At 59.4% G+C, this 17,211-nt stretch carries 15 protein-coding genes; 5 read left to right on the top strand and 10 right to left on the bottom strand.

Annotated elements, in window-relative coordinates:
- The first annotated feature begins 86 nt into the window (after positions 1-86).
- The 4 genes from dnaE (at position 87) to DD235_RS08920 (ending at position 6,859) form a co-directional block, all read left to right on the top strand.
- Positions 87-3,575 (top strand): DNA polymerase III subunit alpha, encoded by a 3,489-nt coding sequence (dnaE, locus tag DD235_RS08935; RefSeq protein WP_109061951.1) that lies wholly within the window; start codon positions 87-89, stop codon positions 3,573-3,575.
- Positions 3,575-4,723 carry a glycosyltransferase family 4 protein gene (locus tag DD235_RS08930; RefSeq protein WP_204524220.1) on the top strand — a complete coding sequence of 383 codons (1,149 nt, stop codon included), beginning with the start codon at positions 3,575-3,577 and terminating at the stop codon, positions 4,721-4,723. Before dnaE ends, DD235_RS08930 begins: the two co-directional genes overlap by 1 nt.
- Positions 4,710-5,558 (top strand): polysaccharide deacetylase family protein, encoded by an 849-nt coding sequence (locus DD235_RS08925; protein ID WP_109061723.1) that lies wholly within the window; start codon positions 4,710-4,712, stop codon positions 5,556-5,558. Before DD235_RS08930 ends, DD235_RS08925 begins: the two co-directional genes overlap by 14 nt.
- A gap of 77 nt (positions 5,559-5,635) precedes the next feature.
- Positions 5,636-6,859: an O-antigen ligase family protein gene (locus DD235_RS08920; RefSeq protein WP_204524219.1), complete on the top strand. Its 1,224-nt coding sequence runs from the start codon at positions 5,636-5,638 to the stop codon at positions 6,857-6,859.
- Here the strand turns inward: DD235_RS08920 and DD235_RS08915 are convergent.
- Complete coding sequence (locus DD235_RS08915) at positions 6,856-7,629, bottom strand: YdcF family protein (RefSeq protein WP_109061721.1); 774 nt, start codon at positions 7,627-7,629, stop codon at positions 6,856-6,858. The two genes, DD235_RS08920 and DD235_RS08915, sit on opposite strands and share 4 nt — an antisense overlap.
- Positions 7,622-8,563 carry a glycosyltransferase family 9 protein gene (locus tag DD235_RS08910; protein ID WP_109061720.1) on the bottom strand — a complete coding sequence of 314 codons (942 nt, stop codon included), beginning with the start codon at positions 8,561-8,563 and terminating at the stop codon, positions 7,622-7,624. The genes DD235_RS08915 and DD235_RS08910 overlap by 8 nt, the downstream gene beginning before the upstream one ends.
- A 114-nt stretch (positions 8,564-8,677) precedes the next feature.
- Between DD235_RS08910 and msbA the strand changes: the two genes are divergently transcribed.
- Complete coding sequence (gene msbA / locus DD235_RS08905) at positions 8,678-10,456, top strand: lipid A export permease/ATP-binding protein MsbA (RefSeq protein WP_109061719.1); 1,779 nt, start codon at positions 8,678-8,680, stop codon at positions 10,454-10,456.
- Between the two features lie 73 nt (positions 10,457-10,529).
- On the opposite strand, the gene rng is transcribed toward msbA, so the two are convergent.
- Genes rng through DD235_RS08865 form a run of 8 tightly spaced genes read right to left on the bottom strand, consistent with a single transcriptional unit; the run spans position 10,530 to position 17,134 of the window.
- Positions 10,530-11,993 carry a ribonuclease G gene (rng, locus tag DD235_RS08900; protein ID WP_109061718.1) on the bottom strand — a complete coding sequence of 488 codons (1,464 nt, stop codon included), beginning with the start codon at positions 11,991-11,993 and terminating at the stop codon, positions 10,530-10,532.
- On the bottom strand, positions 11,986-12,612 hold the full coding sequence (locus tag DD235_RS08895) for a Maf family protein (protein WP_109061717.1): 627 nt from the start codon (positions 12,610-12,612) through the stop codon (positions 11,986-11,988). The genes rng and DD235_RS08895 overlap by 8 nt, the downstream gene beginning before the upstream one ends.
- Positions 12,613-12,627: 15 nt before the next feature.
- A complete protein-coding gene (rlmH, locus tag DD235_RS08890) occupies positions 12,628-13,098 on the bottom strand; it encodes a 23S rRNA (pseudouridine(1915)-N(3))-methyltransferase RlmH (RefSeq protein WP_109061716.1) in 471 nt (156 codons plus the stop codon).
- A 14-nt stretch (positions 13,099-13,112) separates the two neighbouring features.
- The gene (gene rsfS / locus DD235_RS08885) at positions 13,113-13,520 is read right to left on the bottom strand and encodes a ribosome silencing factor (protein WP_109061715.1); all 408 of its coding nucleotides are present in this window, start codon (positions 13,518-13,520) and stop codon (positions 13,113-13,115) included.
- Positions 13,520-14,119 carry a nicotinate (nicotinamide) nucleotide adenylyltransferase gene (nadD, locus tag DD235_RS08880; protein WP_109061714.1) on the bottom strand — a complete coding sequence of 200 codons (600 nt, stop codon included), beginning with the start codon at positions 14,117-14,119 and terminating at the stop codon, positions 13,520-13,522. The genes rsfS and nadD overlap by 1 nt, the downstream gene beginning before the upstream one ends.
- The gene (gene hemF / locus DD235_RS08875) at positions 14,110-15,069 is read right to left on the bottom strand and encodes an oxygen-dependent coproporphyrinogen oxidase (RefSeq protein ID WP_109061713.1); all 960 of its coding nucleotides are present in this window, start codon (positions 15,067-15,069) and stop codon (positions 14,110-14,112) included. The genes nadD and hemF overlap by 10 nt, the downstream gene beginning before the upstream one ends.
- A gap of 3 nt (positions 15,070-15,072) precedes the next feature.
- Positions 15,073-16,359 carry a phosphoribosylamine--glycine ligase gene (gene purD / locus DD235_RS08870; protein WP_109061712.1) on the bottom strand — a complete coding sequence of 429 codons (1,287 nt, stop codon included), beginning with the start codon at positions 16,357-16,359 and terminating at the stop codon, positions 15,073-15,075.
- A 40-nt stretch (positions 16,360-16,399) separates the two neighbouring features.
- The gene (locus DD235_RS08865) at positions 16,400-17,134 is read right to left on the bottom strand and encodes a YebC/PmpR family DNA-binding transcriptional regulator (RefSeq protein ID WP_109061711.1); all 735 of its coding nucleotides are present in this window, start codon (positions 17,132-17,134) and stop codon (positions 16,400-16,402) included.
- Positions 17,135-17,211: the final 77 nt, after the last annotated feature.

Raw genomic sequence — 17,211 nt, 5'->3', positions numbered from 1 at the left:
GATGTCGAATTGTGCTGGCGGCCATGGCCGGCATGTCGTAACAAATCTTGCTGCGTTGCACATGGCAGGGTGGTTACAATCCTGCCATGTCTGAAAATGCTGCTATTCCCTTCGTACATCTGCGCGTCCATTCCGAGTTTTCGGTACAGGACGGCGTGGTCCGCATTCCCGATCTCGTCAAGCGGGTGGCCGCGCTCGGCCAGCCTGCCGTGGCGCTGACCGATCTGTGCAATGTCTTCGGCCTGATCAAATTCTACAAGACTGCGCGTGGCAAGGGGATCAAGCCCATTGCCGGATGCGATGTCTGGATGACCAACGACGAAGAGCGTGACAAGCCCTTCCGTGTGCTGTTGCTGGCGTCCAACGACCAAGGATACCGCAACCTGTGCGAATTGCTCTCGCAAGCCTGGTTGACCAACACCTGGAAAGGCCGCGCAGAAATCCGGCAGGACTGGCTGCGCAGCCAGGGTGACGGCATCATCCTGCTGTCGGGTGCCCGTGCAGGCGATATTGGTCACGCGCTGGAAAACGGCAACATGGCCCAGGCCGTGGCGTTGGCCGAGCGTTGGCGCGCGTTGTTGCCGGATCGCTTCTATGTCGAGCTTCAGCGCAGTGGCATGGATGGTGATGAGTCCTATGTGCAGGCGGCGCTGGCTCTGGCCGTGCAGGCAGACCTGCCGGTGGTGGCCACGCACCCGGTGCAGTTTCTGCAGGCTGATGAGTTCGAGGCACACGAAGCCCGTGTCTGCATTGCCGAAGGCGAACAACTTGCCAATCCCAAGCGTCCCCGGCGCTTTACGCCCGAGCAGTATTTGCTGGATAGCCAGGAAATGGCCCGGCGTTTTGCCGATGTGCCCGTGGCCCTGCAGAACAGCATCGAAATCGCCCGACGCTGCAACCTGACGCTGACGCTGGGCAAGCCGCGTCTGCCTGACTTCCCGACGCCGGATGGCATCACACTCGATGATTACCTGGTGCAACTGTCCGAGGAAGGGCTGGAAAAGCGCCTGGTACAACTGTATCCCGGCGAGCAGGAGCGTGCGACCCGGCGTCCCGTGTACGACGAGCGTCTGGCCTGGGAGTGCAAGACCATTATCGGCATGGGGTTCCCAGGCTACTTCCTGATCGTGGCCGACTTTATCAACTGGGGCAAGAACAACGGCGTGCCGGTCGGGCCGGGCCGGGGGTCGGGGGCCGGCTCGCTGGTGGCCTACAGTCTGGGGATTACCGATCTCGATCCAATTCGGTATGACTTGCTGTTCGAACGTTTTCTGAATCCAGAGCGGGTCTCCATGCCCGACTTCGACGTCGACTTCTGCCAGGACAACCGCGAGCGGGTGATTGAGTACGTCAAGGACAAATACGGCCGCGCTGCTGTCAGCCAGATCGCGACCTTCGGTACCCTGGGTGCCAAGGCTGTGGTACGTGATGCCGGCCGGGTGTTGGACATGCCGTATTCGCTGTGTGATGGGCTGTCCAAGATGATTCCGTTCAATCCGGCCGATCCCTGGTCGCTGGATCGGACTTTAAGCGATGAACCGGCGTTCAAGGAGCGCTACGACCAGGAAGAAGAGGTGCGTGCCCTGGTTGACCTGGCGCGCCCGCTGGAAGGGCTGACCCGCAATATCGGCATGCACGCCGGTGGCGTGCTGATCGCACCGGGCAAGCTGACCGACTTCTGCCCACTCTATTGCCAGCCCGGGCAGGACACCAGCGTGGTGTCGCAATACGACAAGGACGATGTCGAGGCAGTCGGACTGGTCAAGTTCGACTTTCTGGGGCTGCGCAACCTGACCATCCTGGACTGGGCTGTGCGCTTCGTGCGTCAGTTCAACGAGGGCCTGCGTGATTTCGACATCATGGCAGTACCGCTGGATGACCAGGCGACCTACCGGCTGCTGACCGAAGGCAATACCACGGCCGTCTTCCAGCTTGAATCGCGCGGCATGAAGGAGCTGCTCAAGAAGCTGCAGCCCAGCACCTTCGAAGACGTAATCGCCATGCTGGCACTGTACCGGCCCGGTCCGCTGGAGTCGGGCATGGTCGATGACTTCGTTAATCGCAAGCATGGTCGTGCCGACGTCGATTATTTCCATCCTGACCTGGAACCCACGCTCAAGAGTACCTACGGCGTGATTGTGTACCAGGAGCAGGTGATGCTGATCTCGCAGATCATCGGCGGCTACTCGCTGGGTGGTGCCGATTTGCTGCGGCGCGCCATGGGCAAGAAGAAAGCCGAGGAGATGGCCAAGCACCGCGAGATCTTTGAAAAGGGTGCGGTGGCCAAGGGCTATGACGGCGATCTGGCAGTACGCCTGTTCGACCTGATGGAAAAATTCGCGGGCTATGGCTTCAACAAGTCGCACTCGGCCGCCTACGCGTTGATTTCCTACCAGACAGCCTGGCTGAAGGTCTACCATCCGGCCGAGTTCATTGCCGCCACGCTGTCGTCCGATATGGACGATACCGACAAGGTCCAGATTTTCTGGCGCGACGCGCTGGAGAACAAGATTGCCGTGCTGCCACCGGATGTCAATGCGTCGGGTTACCGCTTCGAGCCGGTTCGCGACGAGCATGCGCTCAAGGGCAAGCCGCCGCGTACCATCCGCTATGGATTGGGGGCGGTCAAAGGCACCGGACAGGGGGCGGTCGAGGACATTCTCCGTGCTCGGCAACAGGGAGGGCCGTTTCGGGATCTGTTTGATTTCTGCAGGCGCGTCGATCGCCATACCGTCAACCGGCGCACCATGGAAGCGCTCATCAAGGCGGGTGCCTTCGATGCGATCGAACCCAACCGGGCAGCCCTGTTCGAATCGGTAGGCATGGCAGTCGAGGCCGCCGAACAGGCCGAACGCAGCGCCAATCAGGTGTCGCTGTTCGGTGACGATAGTGATGCCGGTATCGGTAGCCTGACGCTGGTGCCGACCGAGCCCTGGACGTTGCAGGAAAAACTGACGCATGAAAAAGCCGCGCTGGGTTTCTTCTTCAGCGATCACCTGTTCAATGCCTGGAAGGACGAGGTGCGGCAGTTCGTGCCCACGGCACTGGATCGCATCGAGCCGTCGCGTGATCTGCTCTGGATGACCGGTGTGCTGACGGCGGTGCGCGTGATGATGACGCGGCGCGGCAAGATGGTGTTCGCCACGCTGGACGATGGTACGGCGCAACTCGAAATCTCGATCTTCAACGAACTCTACGAGCAGCATCGAAACCGTCTGCGCGAGGATCAGTTGCTTGTGGTGCAGGGCAAGGTCAGTCATGACGATTATTCGGGCGGCACGCGCATCGTGGCCGATTCGATCTTCGATCTCCAACTGGCTCGTGAGGCGCGCGCGCGGGCCATCAAGATCATGCTGACGCACCAGTCGGATGTGCAACGCTTGCGTCAGTTGCTCAATCCCTTCCGTGCCGAGCCCGAAAATGGCGTGCCTGGTGTGCCGATCGAGGTGCTCTACCACAGCCCCGATGCGAGTTGCCAGATCAGGCTGGGCGAGGATTGGCGTGTGCGCATGGCCGACACCCTGCTGGAAGGCATTGAGGAGTGGACCGGCGTGCCGGTCGAGGTGGTGTATTGATGCGAAAACTGAAAATATTGCACACCGAAGCCGCCACGCATATGGGTGGGCAGGAAATCTATATCTACCGTCATATGTTGGCGATGCGGGAGCGGGGGCATGATATGTCGCTGCTGTGCCAGCCGCATGCGCAACTGGGGCAGCGGGCCCGTGATGCCGGATTTCCTGTCTTCACCATGAAAATGGGGGGATTTCGTCGGTTGCTGGCCGGAGCGGTGGCTGCGCGTACCTTGATGCGCGAGCAGCGATTCGACGTCGTCAATACGACAAGCCGGCGCGACACACTGATTGCGGCCGCGGGTGCTCGCCTGGCAGGCGTGCCGCTGATCGTGCGGTCCAGGCATCTGATGAGCCCGATCAATTCGTTATTGAGCTATACCTGGTTGCCGCATCGAATTCTGACGGTCAGCGAATATGTGCGCAACTATATGGCGACGCGTGGCATTGCGCCGGAGCGGGTCGGCATTGCACCTCCAACGGTCAGCCTGCCGGAAGAACGCTGGGGATATCCGACAGATATGGAGGCCCGTTGCCTGGCGCAGAGGCAACGGGTGCGCCAGGAATGGGGTGTGGCCGATGGCGATGTCGTGGTCGGCTGCGTGGCGATATTACGACCGGCCAAGGGGCATGCCGACCTGCTGGCGGCCATGACTCCATTGTTTGTGCGTTATCCCAATCTTCATCTGGTGCTGGCTGGTGATGGCGATGTCGTGATGCAGGAGTTGAAGGCGCAGGCGCAGGCATCGGGTGTGGCTGGACGCGTGCATTTTCTCGGCTATCGCAAGGATGTGGCCGATCTGCTGTTCGGTTTCGATATCTTTGCGCTGGCAACACACAAGGAGGCAAGCGGCACGGCTTTTCTCGAGGCGGCTGCCAGCGGTTTGCCCATTGTCGCCACGGATGTTGGTGGGGTGCCGGAAATGGTACTGCCAGGCCGGAATGCGCTTCTGTTTCCGCTGGGCAATCTGCCTGAATTGACTTCTGCGCTCGATACGCTTGCGGCCGATTCCCAACGGAGGAAAGCCATGGGGTATGAGGGCTGGAAATGGATTCGCAGCGAATCCCGATTCAGTCCTGATGGACAGGCCGCTCTGATCGAAAACTATTATGCGCAATGGTTGAGGGAGTTGGGTCATGAAGTCGGCTAAATGCGTGCCTGTGCTGATGCATCATCATGTCTCTCCTTCCCAGGGCATGATCACGGTTTCTCCCGAAAATTTCGAGGATCAGATTGCATGGCTGGCGCACGATGGTTGGACCAGTCTCACGCTTCAGCAGTTTGCTGGGTTCCTGGCTGGAGAACTGGTGCCGGAAAAATCGGTTCTGATTACATTTGACGATGGTTATCTCGACAACTGGGTTTACGCGCATCCCGTATTGCAGCGTCATGGCATGCATGCCGTATTGTTTCAGGTGACGGGATGGACGCATGATGGTCCGTCCAGGCCCCATGCAGGGCAAGATGCCGTCTTGCCGGTCACCCCGGATCACAGAACCTGTGAACGCATTATTGCCGATGGACGTAGTGATGAGGTAATTGCACGTTGGAGCGAATTGCAGGCCATGATCGAGGCAGGTACGTTCGAGATTCATAGCCATACGCATACCCACACACGCTGGGATCGCCTGGAATCCGATCAGATGCGCAGACGAGAACACATGCGGGAGGAACTGATCCTTTCGCGTAGTGCGCTGGAGCGTTCTCTTGGCCATGCATCATCGCATCTGTGTTGGCCTCAGGGGTATTTCGATCAGGATTATGTCGAGGTCGCCCAGGCAGCCGGGTTTGATCATCTGTATACGACCCACGCGTTCGGGCGCAATCTGCCGGGAGGCGACCCTCTGCATATCTATCGGTTTGCCGTACGCAACAAACCTGCAAAATGGCTGAGGCAGCGCATGCGGTATGGCATGCATCCGCTGATTTCGCCTATTTTTAATCGTTTCAAGGCATGGAGAAAGGGGCTGCCCAAAGGGGCCTGAGTTGATTTCCATGTGCTGGTTCTTTCCGCGAGCACCAGATCCTGTATGACGTTTTTTCATTTGTGATGGTTCTCATCATGTCTCCAGCTATTATCTATTCATCAGTCGCTGTTTTTTTATTCAGTGCCATCTCTCTGGTGGTGTCTTCGGGGTACTCAGGTGGCGCAGTGTTGCTCAGTCTGGCAGGCATCGGCTTGCTTTTCAGGCGTGCGTCATGGCCGAAGCTGGAACGCCGCGACTGGATTATCCTGCTGCTTTTTCTGGTTTATTTTCTGACGTGGGCTGGCGAGGTTTGTCTGGATGGGCAATCATCCAGCCGGCTGGACAAGCCCAGTAGAATTGTGCTCGCAGCGTTAGCTCTGTTCTGGCTTCTCAAATATCCTCCCAGGGCCAGTGCATTCTGGGGTGGAATTGCAGCAGGAGCCATCATGGTTGGTTTGTGGGCTGGATGGCAAAAGTTGTTTGAGGGGGTAGATCGTGCGGGTGGTTTTACCCATATGATCCAGTTTGGCAATATCTCGATGCTGCTGGGGATGTTGTCACTTACTGGTCTTGGATGGGCCATGACGCAGAAGCGCAAGGTGTTATGGTTTATTGTGTTGCTGGCAGGCATGCTTGGCGGTATGGGAGGTTCCCTTTTTTCCGGGTCGCGTGGTGGCTGGATCGGGATTCCTTTCGTGTTGCTGGTATTGGCGCATGCCTATGCGGATCTGGTTGGTCGTAGGCGTATTGCCATTGTCGCAGTGCTGGTGGTATTGCTGGGAACTGTTTTCTATTTTCATCCGGCTACAGGCGTTCAGTCTCGTGTTCAGGCTGCTGTCAGTGATGTGGATCGTTTTTTCAATGAAGGTGTTGTGAATACTTCCGTGGGGGCACGCTTTGAAATGTGGCGTTCCGGGGCATTTGCATTCAAGGAAAGCCCCATCTGGGGAATGGGCACCAATGGCTTTCGGGTCTATCGCGATACGCTCATCGATGCCGGCAAGGTGGATCCGCTATTGGCAGACTATGGGCACTTGCACAATGAATATATCGATACTGCAGCAAAACGCGGACTGATCGGACTGCTCGCCCTTCTGGCTCTGTATCTGGTGCCTTTGAAAATGTTTACCCGGATGCTGGGAGAACGGCTGGTCAATCGCCAGCCATATGCTGCTGCAGGCGCTGTGCTATGTGTGTCTTATATGGATTATGGCCTGTCGCAGACGTTTTTGAGCCATAACAGCGGCGTCATGGTGTTCTTTTTCATGATGGCGATCATATGGTCATTGGTCCGATCATCAGAAACAGGTACGGCTTAGACCCAGCCCCGCAGCCGATAGATTGCCAGGCCGATATATTCCTTGAGTATTGAGCGGCTGGCATCCAGTGCCCGCAGGCTGGGCCACCATTTGCTGATACCAGGCTCGTTGCCATTCAGGTATATCTGAGGTGGGTTGCTGGCAGGGATGACGGATATGCCTTGCTGGGCGAAGACAGCGACTGAGCGTGGCATGTGCAGTGCAGAGGTAACCAGCAAGGCGGTTTTCAGACCACGCTTCTGCATTGCCTGCTTGCTGTAGTAGGCGTTCTCATAGGTATTGCGGCTCTGGTTGTCCAGCAGGATGGCTGAATCCGGAATGCCTCTTTGCCTCAACAGATAGGCAAGTCCTTGCGCTTCGCTGACATCCCCCTCCAATGCCCCCCCGGAAAGCAGGAGTATAGGGGCCTTGCCTGCTCGATACAGGTGTTCTGCCGTATCCAGGCGCGAGACCGCGGAGTCCTTTTCGTGTGGCAGGAACCAGTTGCCTCTGTTGTTGGCTGTATTGCCGCCCAGCACGATAATGGCATCTGCCTGGGGCAGGGCTGTTGCATCAGCAGCCGGATAGGCCTGTTCAAGCAAGCCTCCCATCCAGATGGATGTACCTGGTAGCGACCAGGCCAGCACCCAGGACAACCCAAGAATTGCAAACAAGGTGGCCGTGCGGCGCAAGCGCAGCAGCAGGCACAGGAAGGCGATGGCAATGAGCAGTGCGCAGGCATTCTGCGGCACGACCAGCAGGGTCAGCAGGGAGGAAAGTGAGTCAGGCATGATATGTCGCTGGCGTGAAAGAGGAAGGACCGGCCAACAATGCCTTGATATTGTTTTCGACAATATCAAGGTCTGGCCAGTGGCCGTCTGTGCCGAGAATCGCTGCATCAGGAGACCAGGGGCCTGTGCGGTCTGGGGATGTGACACCAAACAGAGTGAGCTGGCGTGCGCCTGAGGCAGCTGCAATATGCGAGACACCCGAGTCATTGCAGATGACAAGCTCCGCCTGGCGGCAAAGTGCTGCAAAACCGCCCAGAGGCAATGGTGGAAGCAACACCGCTGTCGGGGCAGCGTGCTTGGCTGCTTCGACCTCGGAAGGGGGCGGGCTCATGATGACGGTCTGTCCCGCCTGTTGCAGCCTGCGTGTCAGAGCATCGAACTGCGGCCAGACTTTGACTCTTCCCTTGTGCAGCCCGGTGGCTGTTGGCGCAATCAGTACGAAGCGATTGGCAGTGAGCTGATGCTCTGCAATCAGGGAAGCAGCCAAAGCCAGATGCGTTGCGGTCAGCGGTAGATGGAGACGGGGCGATGGTTGTGTCCGTGCGGGCGTATATCCCCAATGCAGCAGGGCTTCGCATGTCAGGTAATGCCAATGCTCGACTGCATGCATGGGCGTGTCTGGTTTGTTGATGGGCCAGTGCAGCAGCAGACTGCGGCCATCGTCCCGATAACCGGCGCAGTGCAGACCAGCAAGTCGATATACCAGCGCACTGCTGAGGGAGTCCGGCAGCAGCAAGCCTCGGGAAGGTGTTTTGGTTGCATGGGAAGTACGGATATGGTTACGGACAGTCTTGCGATCCTGCTGCCACTTTCCTGTCATGGGCAAGAAATCATGGGGTGGCAGGCCTGCAAGCATATCTCGAGCCCAGGGGCGTGCGCATAGCACCAGGGGCAGGCCGGTATCGAACAATGTCTCCAGTGACGGCAGGCTCATGCAAACATCACCTACCCAATTGGGCAATCTTACATACAGCGTGAAAATGGCCGGCTCCTTGCTACCTGAGTACAATCACGTCTAGATTGTATCCATTAAAAAGAGAGCTTCAATTTGAAAACTGCAGTGCGTATTGCCGCAGCCGATGCCGAGCCGGTTCGCCGCGAATTGTGGCATCGAATCTATGAGCGAGTCGGACGCTACTGGAAGGCGTTGGTGCTGGCGGTCATCATGATGAGTGGCGCAGCCGCCACGCAGCCTGCGCTGGCGTTGATCATGAAGCCTTTGCTGGATCAGGGTTTCAGCGGTAGCGAGCCCCATTACGTCTGGTTTCTGCCAATGATGGTGATTGTCTTGATCCTGGTGCGCGGGATCTGCAATTTTTGCAGTGACTACCTCTTGGCCTGGGTGGCCAACAATGTGCTCAAGGGGATGCGTGGCGACATGTTCAAGCGTTTGCTGGGCATGCCTGACAGTGCATTCAAGCAAGGGGAGACCGGACGCTTGCTCAATCGCTTCACTGTCGATGCCGGCAATGTGACCAACTATGCTACTGAGGTCTCGACGGTTCTGGTGCGCGAAGTGCTGGTCGTGATTGCTTCCGTCGGTGTTCTACTCTACATGTCATGGAAGCTGACCCTGATCGTATTGGTGATCCTGCCTTTGTCTGTGCTGGTCGCACGCTCGTTCATCAGGCGTTTACGTCGCATCAACCGTGATACGGTCAACATGAATGCCGAGCTGACTCGTGTGGTCAGCGAAGGCATTAATGGACAGCGCGTCATCAAGCTGTTCGATGGTTACGAGCGCGAACATACGCGTTTCGACTACGTCAACGCACGTTTGCGACGGTTTGCCATGCGTAGCTCTGTTGCAGACGCAGCGATGACGCCGCTGACACAGTTGTTCGTGGCGATGGCTGTGGCTGCGGTGATTGCTTCGGCATTGAGTGAGGCCAATCTGGGGGAGCTGACCGTTGGCGGTTTTGCCGCTTTCATGGCGGCTCTCGCGCAAATTTTCGATCCGATCAAGCGATTGACGAACGTGGCCGGCAAGGTGCAAAAAATGCTGGTGTCGGCGGAAAGTGTGTTCGCTCTGATCGATTCAGACACAGAAAACGATCAGGGCACCCAGACCCTGCCAACCCGCGTGCGTGGCGAGATCGAATTCCAGGCGGTATCGCATCGCTATCCGGACGCCCATCGTCTGACATTGGATCAGGTGTCCTTCAGCCTGCATCAGGGACAGACCGTGGCGCTGGTGGGGCGCTCCGGCAGTGGCAAGACGACATTGGCGAATATGCTGCCACGCTTCGTTGAGCCGACCGACGGACGTATCCTGCTGGATGGCCATGTCCTGGATACGCTGAGCCTGAACAGCCTGCGGGCGCAGATGGCACTGGTCAGCCAGGATGTGGTGCTCTTCGATGACACGATCGGTGCCAATGTGGCCTATGGGGCGTTGCACGATGCCAGCGAGGCGCAGGTCTGGGCCGCGCTGGAAGCGGCCAATCTCAAGACCTTTGTCGAAAGCCTGCCTCAGGGGCTGGACACCATGGTGGGCGAGAACGCCATGCACCTGTCCGGTGGCCAGCGCCAGCGCCTGGCGATTGCCCGCGCCCTGATCAAGGACGCCCCGATCCTGATTCTGGATGAGGCGACTTCGGCACTCGACAATGAGTCCGAGCGCCAGGTGCAGCAATCCCTGGAGCGCTTGATGAAGGGGCGAACCACACTGGTTATCGCCCATCGTCTGTCGACTGTACAGAATGCCGACATGATTGTCGTGCTGGATGATGGCAAGGTCATGGAGCAGGGCAACCATGACGCTTTGCTCAAGCAGGATGGGATGTACGCTGCCCTGTATCGCATGCAATTCCGCGAAGCGAGCTGATCTGGATGCTCATGCAGCAGCCTTCTGGTGGTTCAGGGGGCTGCGGCAGGCAGGCGTTTGCTGCCCCCGCAGGCTACATCAGCACAATATCGTAGGTTTCCTGGACATAGCCCGCCGCCACCTCCAGTGTAATGCGCTTGCCGACGAAATCGCCCAGCATCGCCAGATGCTGGCTTTCCTCTTCCAGAAACAGGTCGATCACATCCTGCGAGGCCACGATGCGGAACTCGCGGGGATTGAACTGGCGAGCCTCACGCAGGATCTCGCGCAGGATTTCATAGCAGATGGTGCGGGGCGTGCGTACATTGCCGCGCCCCTGGCAAGTCGGGCAGGGTTCGCACAGTTGGTGCGCCAGCGAGTCACGGGTTCGTTTGCGCGTCATCTCGACCAGCCCGAGTTGCGTGAAGCCGTTGAGCGTCATCCGGGTACGATCCGGCTGCAGCGCTTTCTCGAGTGCGGCCAGCACGGCCTGGCGATGACCTTCGTCTTCCATGTCGATGAAGTCGAGGATGATGATGCCGCCCAGATTGCGCAGGCGCAACTGGCGGGCAATGGCCTGGGCCGCTTCCAGATTGGTTTTGAAAATGGTGTCGTCGAAATTGCGACCACCGACGTAGCCGCCTGTGTTGACATCAACTGTGGTGAGCGCTTCGGTCTGGTCAATGATCAGGTAGCCGCCAGACTTGAGATCAACCCGGCGTGACAGTGCGCGTGCGATTTCCTCATCCACACCAGACATGTCGAACAGCGGCCGTTCGCCGCTGTAATGACTCAGGCGTGTCTCCACGGCAGGCGTATATTGGCGGGCCCATGCCACCATGTCGGCGAATACAGTACGCGAATCGACCTGGATCTTGCCTGTCAGTGGAGTGACCATGTCGCGCAGCACGCGCTGGGCCAGTGTCAGATCCTGGTGCAGCAGTACCGGAGGGCCTGCTGTACGCGCCGTGGCCTGAATCATGCGCCAGAGTGTGCGCAGGTAGTCGAGGTCGGCCCGGATTTCCTCGTCGGAGGCCCCTTCGGCCTGCGTTCGGACGATGAAACCGCCTTTTTCGTCATCGGGTGTCAGTGCTTCCAGCCGTTCACGCAGGCGGTTGCGCTCGGTATCGTCGTCGATTTTCTGGGAGATGCCGATATGAGGCTCGAACGGCAGATAGACCAGCATGCGTCCGGCGATACTGATCTGCGTGGACAGGCGTGCCCCTTTGGCTCCCAGCGGATCCTTTGCAACCTGCACCATCAGGGTTTGTCCCTCGAACAGCAACTTCTCGATGGGGGTGACGCTGTTGCCCTGCGTGCGCTCGCTGCGGTTTTCGCGCAGGTCGGCGATATGCAGGAAGGCTGCACGTTCGAGGCCGATGTCCACAAAGGCGCTCTGCATGCCCGGCAGCACACGGACGACCTTGCCCAGATAGAGGCTGCCAACGTGACCGCGCTGGACACTGCGCTCGATGTGCAATTCCTGCACCGCACCCTGGCCAACAATGGCCACGCGTGTCTCGAAAGGGGTGACGTTGATAAGGATGTCTTCAGTCATGAATGGGCACTCCGGCTAGTTCCAGTATGCCGAGCGTTTCGAACAGGGGCAAGCCCATGACGCCGGTATGACTGCCGTCGATACGTGTGATGAAGCGCGCTGCCGGGCCCTGGATGCCGTAGCCCCCCGCCTTGTCGTAAGGTTCCCTGCCATTGCAATAATGCTCGATTTCGGCAGTCTGCAGTGTCCGCATCCATACACGGGTATGAGAAACACGTTCGATCAGTATCGGCGACGTGTTGCCTGGTACAGGCGGGCAGACAAGCACGACAGCGGTACGGACATCGTGTTCGGTGCCGGACAGGTGCTTCAGAAACGTGACCGCTTCGTTGTGATCGCGGGGTTTGCCGAAAATCGTTTCACCCAATGACACGCAGGTGTCGGAGGCCAGCACCGGCAGGCAGGGCAATTGCTGTTGCTGCAGCCAGTGCCAGCCGCGCAAGGCCTTGTCGCGTGCCGTGCGCAGGACATAATCGGCAGGTGTTTCCTGCGCCAGCCTGGGTTCATCTTCGCCAGGGGGCTCGGGGGCGAGCAACACCTGATGGCGGATACCCATCTGCGTCAGCAATTCACGCCGGCGCGGGCTGCGCGAGGCGAGATAGAGATCGTAGGCATGCATGGATTGAAAACAGGCCTAGGCCCGGTGGTAGGGATGGTTGTGCAGGATGGCCCAGGCTCGATAGAGCTGTTCGGCCAGCAGGACCCGCACCATCGGGTGCGGCAGGGTGAGGGAAGACAGGCGGATGCGCAGGCGGGCTTCGGCCTTGAGGCTGGGGGCGAGCCCATCAGGGCCGCCGATGATCAGGGCGACATCCTGGCCCAGTTCGCGCCATTCCTGCAGTCGGTCGGCCAGTGCCATGGTAGTCAGGTCCTGGCCTCGCTCATCAAGAATCACGGGAAGTGCCCCGGTTGGCAAGGCGGCGCGAATGCGTGTGGCTTCCGCATCCATCATCTGGGTGACTGTTTTGCCCTGGGTACGCGGTTCTGGCTTGATCTCACGCAATTGCAGGCTGCAGTCCGCCGGCATGCGCTTGGCGTAGTCGCGCCACGCGGTTTCGACCCAATCGGGCATGCGGGTGCCGACTGCGAGGATATGCAGCTGCATGACCTTGCCCCGGCTCAGTCGTTGCTGTCGAAGCGCAGGTCGAGCGGAGGAACGGGTTGTACCGGACGGGTGGATTGCGGCAGCAGTTCGACATCGACTGGTGTATCACCCCAGATTTCTTCCAGGTCGTAGTACTGGCGAATGGCGGGCTGCATGATATGCACCACGATATCGCCGAGATCCACCAGCACCCACTCACCGGTTTCCTCGCCCTCAGTCGCGATGACCTGGCCACCGTGCTTCTTGGCAGCCTCGGCCACGCTGGAGGCCAGTGCGCGGGTCTGTCGGTTGGATGTTGCACTGGTGATGATTACCCGGTCGAACAGGCTGGTCAGGCGTACGGTGTCGAACACCTTGATATCCTGTGCCTTGACGTCTTCCAGGGCGTCGATGACGATTTTTTGCAGTGTCTGTGTATTCATCAGGAAAGATAAAGATGGTGGGTGTCAATGTAATGCCGGACTGCCGGCGGCAGCAGGCCTTCGGTAGGCTGGCCTGCTGCAATCCTGTGGCGGATGGCGCTGGATGAAATATCCAGTGGTTCGAACGGCAGTTCCAGCAAGTCACGGTCGTTGTCTGTCAGTGCTTGCCTGAGTTCTGGTGTGCACGCCATCGGTGTTCCGGGGCGCTGGGCAACCAGCAGGTCGACGTGATGGACGATTTCCTGCCAGTGGTGCCAGGTGTGAAATCGTGCCAACTGGTCGCTTCCAAGCAGCCAAAGGTAGCGCGGACCACTGGGCAGATTGCGTACTGTGTCCAGCGTATAAGTGGGGCCGGTGCGCTCGATTTCAATGGCGTTGATACTCAAGCCTGCGGTATCGGCAATGGCCAGCTCCAGCATGTGCAGCCGTTGCTGCGGGTTGGCACCCAGAGCTGGGCGTTGCCAAGGCTGTCCTGCCGGGATCAATTGTACCTGGTCGGCCTGTTGACTTTGCAGTGCGCACCTGGCCAGCGCCAGGTGTGCGAGATGCACCGGATCGAAGCTGCCGCCGAACAGGACGATGCGCTGCGTCACACCCAGTCCCTGGGACGCAGGTAATCGGCGAGCCGGGCTTCCGGTGTGCCGGCGTCGGGTTGCCAGTCGTAGCGCCAGTGTGCGGCAGGTGGCATTGACAGCAGGATGGATTCGGTGCGCCCGCCAGACTGCAGGCCGAAAAGCGTGCCTCGGTCAAAGACCAGGTTGAATTCGACGTAGCGTCCGCGCCGATAGGCCTGGAAGTCGCGCTCCCGCTGTCCATAGGCATGGTTGCGGCGACGCTCGACGATGGGCAGGTAGGCATCCAGAAAGGCATCGCCAGTGGCGCGTGTCAGGGCGAAACTGTCCTCGAAACCCGGTGCATTCAGGTCGTCGAAGAAGACGCCGCCGATACCGCGCGTTTCATTGCGATGCTTGAGGAAGAAGTATTCGTCGCACCAGCGTTTCCAGTCGGGATACCACTGCGTACCATGTGGTTGCAAGGCATCGCGGCAGACCTGGTGAAAATGCTGGGCATCCTCATCGAAGGCGTAGTAGGGCGTGAGATCCAGACCGCCGCCGAACCAGAATACATCGCTGGCCTGTGACCCTTCCGGGGCTCGCGCCACGAACAGCCGCACGTTCATGTGCGTGGTGGGGATGTAAGGGTTGCGCGGGTGCAGCACCATCGACACACCCATGGCCTGCCAACTGCGTCCGGCCAGTTCGGGGCGACGCTGGCTGGCCGATGGGGGCAGGGCGTGGCCTTCGACATGGCTGAACAGGACGCCGGCCCGCTCGAACAGTTCCGCGTCCTCGATCAGGCAGGACACTCCGCCGCCGCCTGAAATGCCCTGGCCGTCGGCCTGGCGCTCCCAGGCGTCGCGGCGAAAGGGGGCATTGCCGGCCAATTCGAGTGCCGCGACGATACGCGCCTGCAAGCCAGTGAAGTAGGTACGGGCGGCATCCTGTCGTTCAGCAGAAATCTGCTGGCCGCGTTCTGTGGGCACGGACATGCCTCAGTTCCTTTTCAGCGCGCGCCAGCCAATGTCGCGGCGGTATTGGCGGCCATCGAAATGGATGCGGTCCACGGCATCGTAGACACGTTCCTGTGCCATGCGCACCGAGTCGCCCAGGGCAGTGACGCAAAGCACGCGGCCGCCTGCAGTGACAATCTGGCCGTTTTCATCCTGGCGGGTGCCGGCATGGAAGACCATGCACTCGGCCTCATCGGCAGGCAGTCCATCAATCACGTCGCCGCTGCGTGGCGTGCCGGGGTAGTTGTGTGCCGCCAGGACCACGCCCAGTGCAGTCCGTCGGTCCCAGACGATGTCTGCCTGGTCGAGCGTGCCGGCCACGGCATGTTCGAAGACATCGAGCATGTCGCTCTTGACGCGCATCATGATGGGTTGCGTTTCGGGGTCGCCCATGCGGCAGTTGTATTCCAGTACCTTGAGCGCACGCTCGGCATCCTTGCCGGGGCCGATCATCAGGCCGGCGTACAGGAAGCCCGTATAGGGCAGGCCGTCGCGCGTCATGCCCTGGATAGTGGGCAGGATCACTTCGCGCATGATGCGGTTGTGCAGTTCGGGAGAGACCACAGGGGCCGGGGAATAGGCCCCCATGCCGCCTGTATTCGGACCCTGGTCACCATCCTGCAGGCGCTTGTGGTCCTGGCTGGTGGCCAGCGGCAGCACATTGCGCCCATCACACATCACGATGAAGCTGGCTTCCTCGCCCTGCAGGCATTCCTCGATGACCACACGCGCACCTGCTGCACCCAACGAGCCGTCACCCAGCATGGCATCGACGGCTTCATGAGCCTGTTCGAGTGTTTCGGCTACGACCACGCCCTTGCCGGCGGCCAGTCCATCGGCCTTGATGACGATGGGCGCACCTTGTGCATCAATATAGGCATGTGCCTGGACAGGGTCTGTGAAGGTTTGGTAGGCCGCCGTGGGAATGGCATGGCGCACCATGAACGCCTTGGCGTAATCCTTGGAACTTTCGAGCTGCGCGGCCGCCCGGGTCGGACCGAAGATTTTGAGCCCGTGTTTCTGGAATACATCGACGACGCCGGCGGCCAGCGGTGCTTCCGGGCCGACCACTGTCAGGCCGATTTGCTCGCGCTGCGCAAACGCGGCAAGCTGTTCGGGATCGGTCAGTGCCAGGTTTTCCAGGTTGTCGGCGCGGGCCGTGCCACCGTTGCCGGGGGCCACATAGACCTTCTGTACCCGCTCGGACTGGGCCAGCCGCCAGGCCAGGGCATGTTCGCGGCCGCCAGAGCCAATTACCAGGATTTTCATAGCGTTGTGAAACACCTATTCAAAATATGATCGAGAGAGTTCAAGCGTCGGTTTCGTCCATGACGGCAGTCGTGAAGACTTCCTGCACATCGTCAAGGGATTCGAGCACGTCCAGCAGTTTTTGCATCTTGATGGCGTCTTCGCCTTCAAGTTCGGCTTCATTGAGCGCCTTCATGACCACACCATCCATCTCGGCCTTGAGGCCAGCGGCTTCCAGTGCCTGCTTGACGGCGGGATAATCACCCGGCGCGGTGATGACCTCGATACCGCCTTCTTCGTCGGTAATGATGTCTTCCGCGCCGGCCTCGAGTGCGACTTCCATGATCTGTTCTTCGGATGCGCCGGGTGCAAACATGAACTGACCGCAATGCTTGAACATGAAGGCGACGGAACCATCCTGCCCCAGGTTGCCACCATGCTTGCTGAAAGCGTGTCGGACTTCGGAAACCGTGCGGGTGCGGTTGTCGGTCATGCAATCGACAATAACGGCTGCGCCACCGATGCCATAGCCTTCGTAGCGGATTTCTTCATAGTTGCTGCCGTCGCCGCCACCGGTGCCGCGTGTGATGGCACGCATGATGTTGTCCTTGGGCATGTTGGCGTCGGTGGCCTTGTCCCAGGCCATGCGCAGGCGGGGGTTGGCATCCGGGTCAGGGCCACCGGCGCGCGCGGCGACGGTGACTTCGCGAATGATCTTGGTCCACAGCTTGCCGCGCTTGGCGTCTTGACGCCCTTTGCGGTGCTGGATATTCGCCCATTTGCTATGCCCTGCCATGATGAGATGTTTCCCTAGAAGACGGTAAAAGAAGATGGAAAAGAGACGGCGCAAAATGGCCGCAAAAGAATGCCTGA

Source organism: Corticimicrobacter populi, from assembly GCF_003123725.1.
Classification (GTDB): domain Bacteria; phylum Pseudomonadota; class Gammaproteobacteria; order Burkholderiales; family Burkholderiaceae_B; genus Corticimicrobacter; species Corticimicrobacter populi.
This window is presented reverse-complemented; position numbering and strand designations above follow the sequence as displayed.